This is a genomic window from Mesorhizobium sp. B2-1-3A, from assembly GCF_006442655.1.
GTDB lineage: Bacteria > Pseudomonadota > Alphaproteobacteria > Rhizobiales > Rhizobiaceae > Mesorhizobium.
The window spans coordinates 41,055-53,892 of sequence record NZ_VFWK01000007.1 but is presented as its reverse complement, the minus strand read 5'-3'; the positions used below and the strand labels follow the sequence as shown (position 1 = coordinate 53,892).

13 protein-coding genes are annotated in these 12,838 nt (G+C 61.7%); 6 read left to right on the top strand and 7 right to left on the bottom strand.

The window, feature by feature from the left end:
* Positions 1 to 38 precede the first annotated feature (38 nt).
* A complete protein-coding gene (locus FJ977_RS27335) occupies positions 39 to 1,232 on the top strand; it encodes an acetate/propionate family kinase (protein ID WP_140775290.1) in 1,194 nt (397 codons plus the stop codon).
* 199 nt (positions 1,233 to 1,431) lie between these two features.
* A complete protein-coding gene (locus FJ977_RS35965) occupies positions 1,432 to 1,824 on the top strand; it encodes a hypothetical protein (RefSeq protein ID WP_181180089.1) in 393 nt (130 codons plus the stop codon).
* On the opposite strand, the gene FJ977_RS27325 is transcribed toward FJ977_RS35965, so the two are convergent.
* Positions 1,790 to 2,437: a helix-turn-helix domain-containing protein gene (locus tag FJ977_RS27325; RefSeq protein WP_140775289.1), complete on the bottom strand. Its 648-nt coding sequence runs from the start codon at positions 2,435 to 2,437 to the stop codon at positions 1,790 to 1,792. The genes FJ977_RS35965 and FJ977_RS27325 overlap by 35 nt on opposite strands.
* A gap of 127 nt (positions 2,438 to 2,564) precedes the next feature.
* Between FJ977_RS27325 and FJ977_RS27320 the strand changes: the two genes are divergently transcribed.
* Entirely contained in the window at positions 2,565 to 2,834 is a 270-nt protein-coding gene (locus tag FJ977_RS27320; RefSeq protein WP_140775288.1) for a hypothetical protein, read from the top strand.
* 84 nt (positions 2,835 to 2,918) lie between these two features.
* On the top strand, positions 2,919 to 3,902 hold the full coding sequence (locus FJ977_RS27315; protein ID WP_140775287.1) for a zinc-dependent alcohol dehydrogenase family protein: 984 nt from the start codon (positions 2,919 to 2,921) through the stop codon (positions 3,900 to 3,902).
* Between the two features lie 5 nt (positions 3,903 to 3,907).
* Here the strand turns inward: FJ977_RS27315 and FJ977_RS27310 are convergent, their stop codons facing one another.
* The 4 genes from FJ977_RS27310 to FJ977_RS27295 all read right to left on the bottom strand — a co-directional run bounded on the left by FJ977_RS27310 (position 3,908) and on the right by FJ977_RS27295 (position 7,025).
* Positions 3,908 to 4,498: an NAD(P)H-dependent oxidoreductase gene (locus tag FJ977_RS27310; RefSeq protein ID WP_140775286.1), complete on the bottom strand. Its 591-nt coding sequence runs from the start codon at positions 4,496 to 4,498 to the stop codon at positions 3,908 to 3,910.
* 31 nt (positions 4,499 to 4,529) lie between these two features.
* Entirely contained in the window at positions 4,530 to 4,916 is a 387-nt protein-coding gene (locus FJ977_RS27305; RefSeq protein WP_140775285.1) for a hypothetical protein, read from the bottom strand.
* A gap of 139 nt (positions 4,917 to 5,055) precedes the next feature.
* Positions 5,056 to 6,609 (bottom strand): bifunctional aminoglycoside phosphotransferase/ATP-binding protein, encoded by a 1,554-nt coding sequence (locus FJ977_RS27300; protein ID WP_140775284.1) that lies wholly within the window; start codon positions 6,607 to 6,609, stop codon positions 5,056 to 5,058.
* Between the two features lie 17 nt (positions 6,610 to 6,626).
* Complete coding sequence (locus FJ977_RS27295) at positions 6,627 to 7,025, bottom strand: cytochrome c (RefSeq protein ID WP_246683356.1); 399 nt, start codon at positions 7,023 to 7,025, stop codon at positions 6,627 to 6,629.
* Between the two features lie 169 nt (positions 7,026 to 7,194).
* On the opposite strand from FJ977_RS27295, the gene FJ977_RS27290 reads away from it, so the two are divergent.
* A complete protein-coding gene (locus FJ977_RS27290) occupies positions 7,195 to 8,031 on the top strand; it encodes a universal stress protein (RefSeq protein WP_140775283.1) in 837 nt (278 codons plus the stop codon).
* Positions 8,032 to 8,717: 686 nt separating this feature from the next.
* Entirely contained in the window at positions 8,718 to 9,110 is a 393-nt protein-coding gene (locus tag FJ977_RS27285) for a hypothetical protein (RefSeq protein ID WP_140775282.1), read from the top strand.
* Between the two features lie 166 nt (positions 9,111 to 9,276).
* Here FJ977_RS27285 and FJ977_RS27280 read toward each other — a convergent pair whose 3' ends face one another.
* Both FJ977_RS27280 and traA read right to left on the bottom strand, forming a co-directional pair.
* Positions 9,277 to 9,492 (bottom strand): AlpA family phage regulatory protein, encoded by a 216-nt coding sequence (locus tag FJ977_RS27280; protein ID WP_140775281.1) that lies wholly within the window; start codon positions 9,490 to 9,492, stop codon positions 9,277 to 9,279.
* Between the two features lie 128 nt (positions 9,493 to 9,620).
* Positions 9,621 to 12,668, bottom strand: a complete 3,048-nt coding sequence (gene traA, locus FJ977_RS27275) for a Ti-type conjugative transfer relaxase TraA (RefSeq protein ID WP_140775280.1) — start codon at positions 12,666 to 12,668, stop codon at positions 9,621 to 9,623.
* Between the last annotated feature and the right edge of the window lie 170 nt (positions 12,669 to 12,838).

Sequence of the window (12,838 nt, the reverse complement as noted above, 5' to 3'; positions counted from 1 at the left end):
AGGACTAGCCCTGCAAAAGCGGCCGGGACCGGTCGGCCATGACCGATGCGATTCTCGTCCTCAATGGCGGCTCGTCGAGCCTGAAGTTCGCCGCCTTTCAAGGGGGCGACGAACTGCATCTGCTGGTGCGCGGCAGCGTTTCGTCAATCGGCGAGCGGCCCCGGCTCCATGTCGCGCCCATGGCGACAACGCCGCCCTTCGACAGGAGCCTTGGCGAGCAGCCGATCTCCATTGGCAAGGCATTCGAGGCCGTTGCGTCCTATCTGGCGGACCGCGGCCTGTTGCGCCAGGTGCGCAAGGTCGGGCATCGTATCGTACATGGCGGCCGGGAGTTTGCCCGCGCAACGTTACTCGACGCGCGCACGCTCGACGCCTTGCGCAAGCTCGAGCCGCTCGCTCCGATTCACCAGGCGATCAACCTGGAGCTCGTCGACCTGGCCAACCGCCTTGTGCCCGGCGCCATGCAGGTCGGCTGCTTCGATACCGCCTTTCACGCCGCCCAGCCTGGGATCGCCAGACTTTATGGCCTGCCGCATGAGATGTCGGAGCAAGGCATCGTGTCCTACGGTTTCCACGGGCTCTCTTACAGCCATATCGCCAGCGAACTCCACAATCGCTACGGCGCCGCCGCCGGTGGCCGAACGATCGTTGCCCATCTCGGCAGCGGAGCGAGCCTGTGCGCGATGAAGGCAGGCGTAAGCCACGCCACCACCATGGGTTTCTCGACGCTTGACGGCCTTGTCATGAGCACGCGCTGCGGCGCGATCGATCCCGGCGTCCTCCTGCATCTTCTGCAGGATCGGAAGCTGTCGCCTGACGAGCTGACCGACCTGCTCTACGAGCGATCCGGCCTGCTGGGGGTATCCGGCATCTCCGGGAGCATGCAGACTTTGCTTGCGTCGAAAGACCCGGCGGCGGTGCGCGCCGTCGATCTTTTCGTCTACCGTATCGGGCGTGAGATCGGATCACTTGCCGCGGCGATAGGCGGGCTCGACACCCTCGTGTTCACCGCTGGCATCGGCGAGCATGCGCCTGTGATCCGACAGAGAATCTGCCAAGCGGCCGGATGGCTGGGCGTCGCGCTCGACAAGGAGCTGAATGCGAACGGCGAAAAATTGGTCAGCACCATGGATTCGCTCGTCGACGTACTTGTCATTCCAGCCGACGAGGAACGTGCGGTGGCCGAAGAGATAGAGCGCTTCGGCACCTCCGCGAGCGGGGGACCGTTCTAGCCTGGCAATTTGGCACCGAGCTTCCGCTGAACAAGGACGAGTGTCGGGTCGTCGGAGTCCGTTGTGACGGTGAAACCCATCTCACGCTCGAGTTCGATAGCCGCGCGGTTTTCGCGGCTCTCGATCGACTCGATCGTCTCGATGCCGTGGTCGTCGGCATAACGCGCGAATAGCCGAGAAACTCCCAGCCGACGCCGAGATGCTTGCGATCCTCGCGAATGCAGATGGCGACTTCGCCACGCCGGTCGGCCGGATCGCTGGCAAGCGTTGCCACCGCGATCATCATTCCGTCGGTCGAGAAGGCGAGAAAATTATGGACGTGCGGATCGTCGGAGCGGGTCATCGCCACCAGCCGCTCGTGCGAAACTTCCTTCACGGCTCCGAGAAAGCGGAAGCGCAGGTCCTCCGGCGTCACATGGGTGAAGAACTCGGCAACAATCGGCTCATCATTGGGACATGCATGACGCACTTCGAAGCGAAATCCGGTGTGAGTTGCAAGTGTGGTTTTCATTTTGCGCCCCTTTCAGGATTGATGCGCGGGATTGGCTCGAATGGCCTCATTCCCCCATTGCCAGCAGCGTATCGCGCTTGAGAATTTCGATGCTGCGCAAGGTGAGCAGGCGGATTACGCCTTTCTCCTTCAGCCGGGTGAAGACCCGCGATACGGTTTCGATGGTAAGGCCGAGATAGTCGCCGATGTCGTTCCGCGACATTGGCAATTCCACCTGCCGCAACCCGCCCTGACGCTCCGACATTTCGACGAGGAATGCCGCGACGCGCTCGATGGCGTTCTGGCGGCCAAGCACGAGGAGATGTTCCTGTGCCCGGGTCAGGCCCTTGAGCGCGAGAGGCAGGAGCTGGCGGGACATGTCCGTGCCTGATGGAGCGCGCAAGACCCGGACGCCGGTTGCGCTGATCGCTTCGGCGAAGAAGTGGTGAGTGGCGTCGGCCTCGAACCCGAAGGTTTCTCCCGCCAGATGGAACGCGCTGATCTGCCTGCGGCCATCGGCCAGCAGCCGGTAGATGCGGACCGCGCCGAACTCGACGTAGTAAAGAGCTCCGGCCTTTTCGCCTTGAGCGTAAATCTCGGTGCCTGCCTGGAAGAAGCTCACTGGCTGCACGGTCGCGCCGTCAAAGATGGCGGCTGGGTTCTGCTGGGGGAGATAGGACGGCAGTTCGATCTTGGCGGAGGCTTGAGCGTACATGGCTGGGGTCCCGGTGAATTCGTGACAACAGCAATCGCGCAAATCCGGCCACGCCGAAATTCGGTTATCTCCCTAAGGGAAACTACTTAGAGCAAGCCCGAAATCATCCGATGGAGCCTGATAAGGCGTGCGCGCAAGATGGTCGGTGCGATTGACCACGATCAAGGCCGGCATGACTTGGCTCGGCAATTATCTGGTCAGGACCAACCAGGAGAATCTGACCATGACCTCCGATATGATTGAAATCTGGGCTGGGATACTGGGCCTTGCCTATCTCGCCGCCGCGGGCCTTTATTTCGAAATTCTTTCTGCCGGAAAGCATGGCCATGGTCCGGCGAGGTACGGTTTCGGTCGTCACATCCGGCCGTGCCCGGTCAAGATCAGGAACCCGCGATAGGAACGAGGTGCCAAACCCGCGCGTTTCCATGCCGAGTGGACGCGGGGCCGTTCTCATCTACTTCTGAGAAACCGGGGAAGCGTGATGAAGGCAATGGTGCTGGAAAAGCCAGGCACGCGTTTGACGCTCGTCGACCGCCCGGATCCCTTGCCGGGAGCGGGCGAGATCAGGCTCAAGGTTGAGGCATGCGCGGTCTGCCGCACCGATCTGCATGTCGTGGACGGTGAGTTGCCGTGGCCGAAGCTGCCGCTCGTGCCGGGTCACGAAATCGTCGGCATCGTCGATCTTGTCGGTGAGGGCGTGTCGCGATCCCGGCTCGGGCAGAGAGTAGGCGTTCCATGGCTGGGGCACACTTGCGGACATTGTCCCTATTGCAGCGCCGGCGCCGAAAACCTGTGTGACCAGCCGCTCTTCACCGGCTATACGCGCGATGGCGGCTTCGCCAGCCATGTCGTTGCCGATGAGCATTTCGCTTTCGAGCTCGACGCTGCCGCCGATCCGGTGTCGCTGGCGCCGCTCCTGTGCGCAGGGCTGATCGGCTGGCGCTGCCTCAAGAAGGCAGGCGACGGGCGGTGCCTGGGCATTTATGGCTTCGGCGCCGCCGCGCATATCATCGCACAGGTTGCGATCTGGCAGGGACGTGAGATCTTTGCCTTCACGCGGGCCGGCGACATTCAGGCACAGGAATTTGCGCGCTCGTTGGGCGTTGCCTGGGCAGGGGCGTCCGACGAATTGCCCGCTGTCGACCTTGACGCCGCGATCATTTTCGCGCCGGTCGGCGAACTGGTGCCGGCGGCGTTGCGGGCTGTTCGCAAAGGCGGCCGGGTAGTCTGCGGCGGTATCCACATGAGCGACATTCCGTCGATGCCCTACAAGCTTCTCTGGGAAGAAAGAGAATTGGTGTCGGTCGCGAACCTGACTCGTCGTGACGCGGAGGAGTTCTTTCCGACAGCGAAGCACGCTCGGGTGCGTACACACACAAAGGTCTATCCGCTGGAACAGGCAAACCAGGCGCTGGATGACTTACGCATGGGCAGGCTGAGTGGCGCTGCCGTCCTCAAGCCGTGACGGCCCTAGCCCGCGCGTTCGCCCAGCCGTTGCATCTGCTTTAGCCATTTCGCCCGCTTCGCGTCGCCGGCGTTCGCGACCATGCCGAACAAGGTCTCGCGCACCGGCCGGATGCCGACAAAGTTGAGGATACCACGCCGCATGCCGGCAATCCCGTGGCTGAAGAACCATATCCGGTAAACGGCCGCCGGCATTCCCATCGTCACCACCAGGCGGGCGGAGCGGCCGCGCAGCAAGGATTTGGTGAAATTTTCGCCTTTGGCCGGGTAGGTGAAAGCCGTGCCTGGTCGCATCACCTGCTCCAGGAAAGCCTTCAGCATGGCCGGCATGGTGCCCAGCCACAGCGGAAAGACAAAGACGAAATGCTCCGCCCAGACGACTGCTTCTGTCGCCTCTCTCAAGCTGCCGGGAATCTCGCCATGCTCGAACTCCTGCATCGTCCGGAGCATCGGAAAGTCGAGCAAGGCCAGGTCGATCTTGCGCACGGTGTGGCCCGCCCTCTCCGCCGCTTCGGCATAGGCCGAAGCCAAGGCCCGGCAGAGCCGGTCAGGGGAAGGGTCGGGGTGGCCGACGAGGACAAGTATACGGCGCGACATGGCTCCCTCCGGTCAGATGCGAGAGACGTTGCTATGGCTGCTCGACCCGGGCCACCTGATAGGTGTGCATGGCGCCGTTGCGCCTTATGGAGACATATTCGCCGGTGACGAAACGCTCCTCGCCGAGATGAAAGCCAACCTCGTCGTCACGATCGCCCTCGGCATAGTCGAAATACCATTGTCCACCTGGCTTGCGGCGCAAGCGGCCGACAAGATCCTGTCCGCCGGTGCCAAAACGGCGGACACGGCAGAAGGCCTTATGCGATTTCCATTCCTCGGCATCCAGCCGTCCCTCGCCGGTGAGCGGAGCCAGCACATCGTAGCCTTCTTCGCTGTCACCTTCCGGATGGCCCTTCTCGCGGGCCAGAAGCAGGCGGATGCTCCTGAATTTGGGGGTAAGGTCGTGCAAGCTGGTCATGGCAAACTCCTTTGACGCCATTCCTACCGCGGCGACCGGGCGTGACCTTGATTAGAGTCAAACACATGATCATCGACTTCCCTTGCCTGGTCTTCCTCGACCATTGCGACAATGAAGATCCGCCAGGCGGTGGTCAGCTCTATGATCCGGTCTTCCTGAAACTGGCAGAAGCGTTGCCCTCAACCACGGCCACCATCTCGGTTGTGATTTCAGCCACCTTGCGGTCCGCCTCGATTCTGCGCCAGGTCAACGGACCGGCATCGCGCTGCAGCTGCCGCGACAGGATGTCGACCGTGGCATCGGAAGGGCCCCCCTTGCGCTCGCTGACCCGGCGCCAAAGTACCGGCGGATCGGCCGCCAGCCAAAATCCTGCAAACGGAACATCCGCCTCGCTCGCGGCACGCTCGATCCTGCCGCGATCCTCCAGCTTGTCGAATACGGCGTCGGCGACGACGGAGCCGCCTGCGGCAAGGATCAGCTCCGAACGCCGGGCGATCTGGCGATAGACGCGTTCCGACACGTCGGGCCAGTAGGCCTTGTCCGGCAGCTTCGTTTCGGCGGCCACGCCATGCATGGCCTTGCGGATGCGGTCGCTCTCGACGATCCTGGCCCCAGGTGGCGCGCCGATCCGCGGCGCGAGCGCTTCGGCGACCGTCGTCTTGCCCGAGCCGCTCAAACCGCCGATTGCGACGAGCCGAGGCGGCGTTTCGGCAAGCAGGGTTTGCGCGAGTTTGAAATAGGATCGCGCTTCGGCAATCAGCTTTGTGGAGTCCTGGCTGCCCTCCTCGACCTGCGTCGCGGTCACGTGGGAGCGCACCGCCGCCCGCACCGCCATGAAAAAAGGCAGGAGCATGAAGCCGTCTTCGTCATCGGCGTCGTCGAGATAGCGGTTCATCACCAGATTGGCGAGTTGCGCAAAACCGCGATGCCACAGGTCCATGAGCAGGAATGCGAGGTCGTAGAGGACATCGACGGTGGCGATCTGATCATTGAACTCGATGCAGTCGAACAGGCGAGGCTCGCCATCGAAGGCGCAGATGTTGCGCAGATGCAGGTCGCCATGGCAACGGCGGACCCGGCCTGCCGCCTCCCGCCGGTCAAGCAGGCCGGTATGGCGAGCGAGGGTGGCGTGAAACGCCGCGTTGAGCGTTTCGATCTCCTTCCCATCGAACACGTGGCTCGTCCCAAATCCGGCCGAATTGATTTCAAGCACACCGCCAATGTTCCCTGACCCGCTGCCGGCGTGGATCACCTCGGCATTGCTGTGATATCGCGCAATCATGCGCGCCACGGCGGTCATCAGCGAGGGGGTCAACTTCGCCGCGACGGCCATGCGATCGAGGAGGTTCGACTGATCGAAGCGAACCATCTCGATAACAGCGTCGACCAGTTCCCCCGATCCATCCATCGCAAGCCGATTTCCCGCACGCGTGATGCGGCGGACATTGAGATAGAGACCGGGCGCCGTCCTGGAGTTCAACTCCACTTCCTTTTCGCACGCGGCGACCCGCAACTCCGGCGTCGAAAAATCGACATAAGGCAGCTTGACCGCGCGCTTCATTTTGAATGCGCGTTGCCCGATAAGGAATATCCGGGAAATGTGGGTTTCGATCGTCTCGACGGGACCGGCCTCGCCATAGGTGGCGGGGTCCTTCAGCATCTCGACCACGGCGTCCTGATTTTGAGCGATCATTGCGTGCACCAGTCCTGCTAGCGTTGAAGTGTCTGGACATAACCGGCGAGGTTTTGAATGCGTTCCGTAGTGATCGCCTCGCCGCCATAGGGGCCGTAGCGCTTCACATCGTCGGGCAGGAACTGATTGCCCCAGACTGGCATGTCGCGCTCACCGTGCTCTGGCACGAGGCCGCGGCCGTCGATGGTGGCATAGACCCGCCAGTAGGGAAATTCGCCGCCATTGCGGCTTGTGAGCGTCGTCAAATTCGCGGGGCGCTTCCGCAATACGTCGGCCATGGGTCCGTCGCCGCTGCCGTCCACGCCGTGGCACACAGCGCAGGAATTCAGATATTCCTGCTGTCCATTGCTCATCTGTTGTGCCGCCGCGGTGCTCAGCGTCAGCGCCAGGAAACCCATCGTCGTCCCGAATCTCATTTGATCCGCCTCCAGCCGTCGATGTCAGGCTAAGGCTTGCGAGGCGCGCGTACGTTGATCGGGATCAATCCTGCGAGGCGATCGGTTTGATCCAGCGCAAGGCAGGAATCCGACCGGCTGGCTACGGCTATGACCACTGTGTACCTTTCCCGAACGAGGAGACGCCGCTATGCCATTCAAGACATTGCTCACGGTTACAGGACCCAATCAGGGAGACGCTGATCTGAAGCTTGCCGCCGGCCTGTGTGAAGAAATCAATGCCCATCTCTCGGTGCTTGTTCTGGTCATCGCGGCGCCTCCCTCCGGCGGGGCATATGCCGAGGTGGTCTCTCCGGTTTGGCTCGCGGAGCGAGAAGCCGAAACGGAAATGCTGCAAAAGCGGAATTCGGCCGTTTCCAAAATGCTGTCGGCGAGCCCGGTATCGACGGACCTGAGTGATGACTACCCGGACTATGCCTGGGCAGACGAGGTCATCGGCCGGCGCGCGCGTTACGCCGATATAACCGTCCTTGGGCCAGACCTGCTTGCGAGCCAAACGCTCAAGGAGAAAGTCATCGAAGGCACGCTGTTTTCGTCTGGAAAGCCAATCCTGTTTGTCCCCAAAGGGGCGCCCGCGACGTTGAAACCGAAACGCGTCCTCGTCGCATGGGATGCGAGCCTGGAGGCGTCGCGCGCCTTGCGAGAGTCGCTCGACATCCTTTCAGGTGCCGATGAGGTGCGGATCGTCATGGTCGACCCGATCGAGGACGAACGGCATCACGGCGCGGAGCCCGGGGCAGACGTGGCGACCTATCTCTCCCGTCATGGCGTAAAGGTAACGGTAGACCGTTTGCCGAGTTCAAACCACTCGATAGCCGACGTTCTCCGCCAGCACGCGGTCGACACTGGCGCCGAACTCATGGTCATGGGGGCCTATGGTCATTCGCGGCTGCGGGAACGGATTTTCGGCGGCGTGACAAGGTCCATGATCGAGGATCCCGGACTGCCGATCATCATGGCTCGTTGAAGGCTGGGTCGAAGTCGCGTGGTCAAGCCGCGCTCATCCCGTCCTGGAACTCCGCTGCCAGCTTTTTGAGGCGGACATCGTCGTCGACAAAGCGGATGTCGTGCGAGGCGGCCGGCATAACTGTCGGCCTCTGCCTTGCGCTGGTATTGTGTGTGGCGGCGGTTCGCTTCCGATTCCCGGATTCGAACTGAGTGCACCAAGTGATTGAAAAACGGCACCAAGCCAGGAATTTGGGTGTTCACCCTACCAATTGCCAAAATGCAACAGGTGGCTGGATGCAATCAAAAATACCAACACCGAGAGAGCGCGTTGTGACTGACGCAAGGGTTGCGTCAAAAATTTATGACGAAAAACCAAGTACTTACGATATGGAAATCGCAACTTGAAGCTGATGGTGCCAGAGGCGGAATCGAACTGTAAGCTATGTATTTGATTTAAATCGGATAATATCAGCGGGGATATCGATCCGTACCCACAAAATTACCCAATCCAAAATCATACCGGTGGTTCGGTTCCGTTATCCACAGAAATTGCATTGCATGATGAGATAGATCCTATCATTTCACCAGTTCCCGCAACCTGATAGTGTTTCAGTTCGAAATTTGGCCGGCTTCTTTCCGCCGCCGTCCGGCCGTCGCGCCACGCGCCGAACTTCTATATGCTTCGTAGAAAGCCTGGGGGATGGAATGGCAGGCGTGAAACTTTCTGGGAATGCAACGGTACTCGACGTGGTCCGAACGCTGGACCAGCCTCGGGGGTATGTTCTTGGCGTGTTCAACAACATGCACGATTACAAAAGGCGCCACGGGTCAGCATTCGTACGCATTGGCATAACGGGAAGAGGTATGATGCCGAACTATCGGCTTGAACCCACCAATGACAGTGTCATCGGCTTCCTGGCCGATCTCGTCCAAGGTGGTGATGTGGATCGACATTTTGTCGCTTACCACGGTCGAAATCATGAGCAATTGGACTGGGGACCAAAAGAACTTAAGGGGCCGCATTGGAGTAGTGCCTATTTGGACCACGAAACGGTGCGCACCCTTCTCCTAGAATTGCCTACTGGAAAGAGAACTTGAAGAATGCCTACTGGACTTAAAGGCCTAGAGCGCGCCGCCAATGTCATTGGAAACGCCGTCAGCGTCATGCGCATTGTAACTGGCGAGGACGCAGACACCGTTTGACAGCAAAGACCCCGCTCAGACGGTTCCGAGTTTCAAACTGAGACGCTACCCGCAACCGGATTTATCGCATTTCATCACCTTCTCGCATCGGCCTCCAAGATACCGGATCCTCTACCCACCGATTGATATCGGATTCGCGCCACCCCGCACCGTTGACGCTTATTTTCAACTGAGCTGGGAAAGTGCCATCGGCGATCTTACGATAGAGGGTGGAGCGGGACAGGCCGGTACGGACAAGCACGGTTCTGAGGCGGATTATTCGGTCGGGTTCGGGCATGGCGCGCGGCCTCCGGCTGATGGTGATCGACACTTGCTGGGACACAGAGGGCGGCCTGCGCCAGTCCGGAAGATCCATTCCCGTCTCACCGCATCGTGGCGTGCAAACGGGGGCAAATCGGAGGGGTGTCAGAGTCCAATCCCCCGCCCCTTACCGATGCCATGGCTGAAGGCCAGTTCCGCGCCCAGGCGACGACCCGAATCCACGTTGATGCCAAGCTCGCGTTTGCGGTTTGCCAGTAGAGATTCAAGCTGTGGATCGCGTTCAAGGCTCTTGGCCATATCGGACATGGCCGAGCGCGTTGACTTGTAGCCGGACATGTCGCCGGCCTGATATTGCTCCCGTCCTGTCCGATCGAGCTTTTGCCAACGTTCCACGAACCGGTCGGCGCGACGGCCCGGATCGATGTCCATCCCGGTGCGGATTTCCGTTTCAAGCTGGAGAGCAAGCACGACGCGGCTGACGCGGCCGGCGCTCGCCTCGCGGACAAGTTCGGGATTTTTCACATAGGCCGCTTCGGCATCGCGCCAGCCATGAGGCCGAACCTTCTCGAAAGCGCTACGCGCATCCCTCAATTCGCGCAGTTGGTCGGGACTGCCCTGCCCATCCGCATTTCCAGTACTGAGGATCGCGTCGAGCGCACGCGCGTGACGCACAAGCGCTTTCGTACGAGCGCTGCGCAACGCCGCTTCCGCGTCCACCGGCACTTTGGTGTCGCGTGGCACTCCCCTGGCAGCAGGATCTCTTTCCGGCGTCCGGCCTGCATCTCCGATCCGCGTCCCGACACTTTCCCTTCCCGGCCCAGGTCCATGTACCTGCATGGGCTCGCTGTCTGCGGGCGAGCGCAACCCGTCCAGCAATCCGCCGATCCTGTCGCGCAGCTTCTCCGGAACGATCCGGCGCACGATCTCGACCACGCGCTCACGGAACGTGATGCCGCGCCGTTCGGCATAGTGTTGCGCCGGGTCGATCCGCTCGTAATCCGACGCCATGTCCTTGGCGCGGTCGCGGGACAGCGTGCGGACGAGCCGGTCCCGCGTACTGAACTCGTCGCCGCCATAATGCAGGTCCATCCCGTCGCGATGCCGCGACAGTGCGACGTAGCTGCCATGTGCATCCATGCCCGGCGTGGCGAGCACATGGGTGCGGTCGACAGTCATGCCCTGCGCCTTGTGAATGGTCGCGGCGTAGCCGTGGTCAATGTGTGCGTAGTCTTTCAGGTCGAACCGCACGGAACGGCCGTCGTCGGTGCGAACCGTCATGCGCTGTGCGCTGACGTCCTCCACGATGCCAAGCGTACCGTTCTTGACGCCGAGCCCGCGCTCGTTGCGCAGGAACATGACGCGGTCGCCGCTGGCGAAGGCCCTTGCACCGCGTTCCACATCCACGTGGACATCGTCGCCGAGATCGCCGGCAGCGCGCATGCGCTCGCGCGCGGCCTGGTTTAGGGCGCGCACCTCGTGGTTTGTGTGGGTGAGGATGATCCGGCCTGCCTCAGGCTCTGCCTGCCTGTCGCGATCCCAGCGTTTGACGAGTTCATTCCGCGCGTCGTCGCGCGTTGCAGCCTGATGCACCATGCCTTGCGCGTCGTAGGCGCTGATCGCAGCGTTGATCCTGCCGGTTGCCAGATCGCGCGTGGCATCACGCTGCCAGTCCTCGCGCTGCCGCCGCACCTGGCCGATTTCGACGCCGCCGTGTCGCTCGTGAATCGAGCGGAATGCAGCGCCGGCTTCGATTGCCTGCAACTGCTGCGGGTCACCAACCAGCACAACCTTTGCGCCAACGTCCGCCGCATGGGAAAGCACGCGCTCCAACTGGCGCGTGCCGACCATGCCGGCTTCGTCGATCACCAGGACATCGCGAGTGGTGAGCAGATCCCTGCCCTGTCCCCAGCTGTGTTCCATACTGGCGATGGTGCGTGACGCGATGCCTGATCCGCCTTCCAGATTCTCGGCGGCAATGCCGGAGAGTGCTGCGCCTCGAACCTCGTATCCCGCTGCTGCCCATGCCTGGCGCGCAACGCCCAGCATGGCGCTCTTGCCCGTTCCGGCAAAGCCGACAACGACACCAAGACCGCGACCATCGGTGATATGCGCAAGCGCATCGGTCTGCTCGCCCGAAAGGACAAGCCCGCGTTGCGCAGCCCGCGCCAGAGCTGCCTCGCGATGTGCCTCACTCACCGCATGTCGCTCGTCCAAATCCATACGCTCTGCCGCGCGGTGAAGGCGCTGTTCGGTCTCGATCATCTGCCTTGTGGTGAAACGGTCTTCGCCGCGTCCGTCCTTGCCGAGTTCGACCAGATCGGGTGCGTTGGTGATGGCGGCCATGACCGCGTTGAACTGCTCCATTCCATCGCTGTGGCGATGCGCGAACTTCGCGATGTCCTTTCGGGTGAAGGTCGATTGCTGATGCGTGATGGCGTCCAGCGCCACGGATGGATCGTCAACGATGCGCGCGCCATTGTTGCGCGCGATCTCGCGATGCAGTTCGGCGCGATCTGCTTCAATGTCGCCAGCAGCAAGGCCACCGTCCTCGATGCGCTGCGCCGGCGCACCAATCTGCGTTTGCGGCTCCAGGGCAATGCCCTGCGCTTCCAGACTGCGATGATCGATGCGGGCGTCGATGTCGAGTTCGGCCAGGCGTTCATTGGCCAGTTCCGCCCACCGCTCGCGCCAGCGCTCGACCAGCTGGGTAGCATTCCAGTCTCGCACCTTTGGACCAAAACCGTTCTCATCGACCGACCGCATGGTCAGCATGACATGAGCGTGCGGTTTGGGACTGCCATCCTCTGCCCTGTCCCAATGCACATTGAGATCGGCGACCATGCCCCGACTGACAAACTCGGCTTGTACAAAGTCGCGCGCCAGTTCGATGCCTTGCGCCTGGCTGAGTTCACGCGGCAAAGCAAACTCCACCTCGCGGGCAAGCTGCGCATCCTTGCGCACCTCGAACGCCTCGACATCGTTCCACAGCCTCTCGCGGTCGCGCCAGGCTTCCGGCGCATCCTGCGGCAACATCACCTCGGAATGGACGACACCGCGCTTGGCGGAGAAGTCGTGGCTGCGTTCGATGCGTTCATCGCGCAACCGCGAGGCCGAGCGGTACGCCGCAGATGCCACAGCACTGCTCCCTGCCTTGCGGCCAATGACCTTGACGTGAAGATGATAGATCGCCATCGCGACCAGATCATTTGCACGTCAAAGCGCACGTCGGCACGACGTATAAGCGCGCCCTCCCTCGAAAAAATCTCGGGATGGACCAGCCCGTCCCGGGCTGTCTCGGCAACCCTGAAGCCTTCCGGCGGACGCTCAACTATCATCCAGAGATCGACAATGAATGGAGGACA

Bases quoted from the DNA above. Each gene is read 5' to 3' on its own strand.
- FJ977_RS27335 (WP_140775290.1), top strand. From the start codon at position 39: ATGACCGATGCGATTCTCGTCCTCAATGGCGGCTCGTCGAGCCTGAAG.
- FJ977_RS35965 (WP_181180089.1), top strand. From the start codon at position 1,432: ATGCTTGCGATCCTCGCGAATGCAGATGGCGACTTCGCCACGCCGGTC.
- FJ977_RS27325 (WP_140775289.1), bottom strand. From the start codon at position 2,437: ATGTACGCTCAAGCCTCCGCCAAGATCGAACTGCCGTCCTATCTCCCC.
- FJ977_RS27315 (WP_140775287.1), top strand. From the start codon at position 2,919: ATGAAGGCAATGGTGCTGGAAAAGCCAGGCACGCGTTTGACGCTCGTC.
- FJ977_RS27310 (WP_140775286.1), bottom strand. From the start codon at position 4,498: ATGTCGCGCCGTATACTTGTCCTCGTCGGCCACCCCGACCCTTCCCCT.
- FJ977_RS27305 (WP_140775285.1), bottom strand. From the start codon at position 4,916: ATGACCAGCTTGCACGACCTTACCCCCAAATTCAGGAGCATCCGCCTG.
- FJ977_RS27300 (WP_140775284.1), bottom strand. From the start codon at position 6,609: ATGATCGCTCAAAATCAGGACGCCGTGGTCGAGATGCTGAAGGACCCC.
- FJ977_RS27295 (WP_246683356.1), bottom strand. From the start codon at position 7,025: ATGAGATTCGGGACGACGATGGGTTTCCTGGCGCTGACGCTGAGCACC.
- FJ977_RS27290 (WP_140775283.1), top strand. From the start codon at position 7,195: ATGCCATTCAAGACATTGCTCACGGTTACAGGACCCAATCAGGGAGAC.
- FJ977_RS27285 (WP_140775282.1), top strand. From the start codon at position 8,718: ATGGCAGGCGTGAAACTTTCTGGGAATGCAACGGTACTCGACGTGGTC.
- FJ977_RS27280 (WP_140775281.1), bottom strand. From the start codon at position 9,492: ATGCCCGAACCCGACCGAATAATCCGCCTCAGAACCGTGCTTGTCCGT.
- traA (WP_140775280.1), bottom strand. From the start codon at position 12,668: ATGGCGATCTATCATCTTCACGTCAAGGTCATTGGCCGCAAGGCAGGG.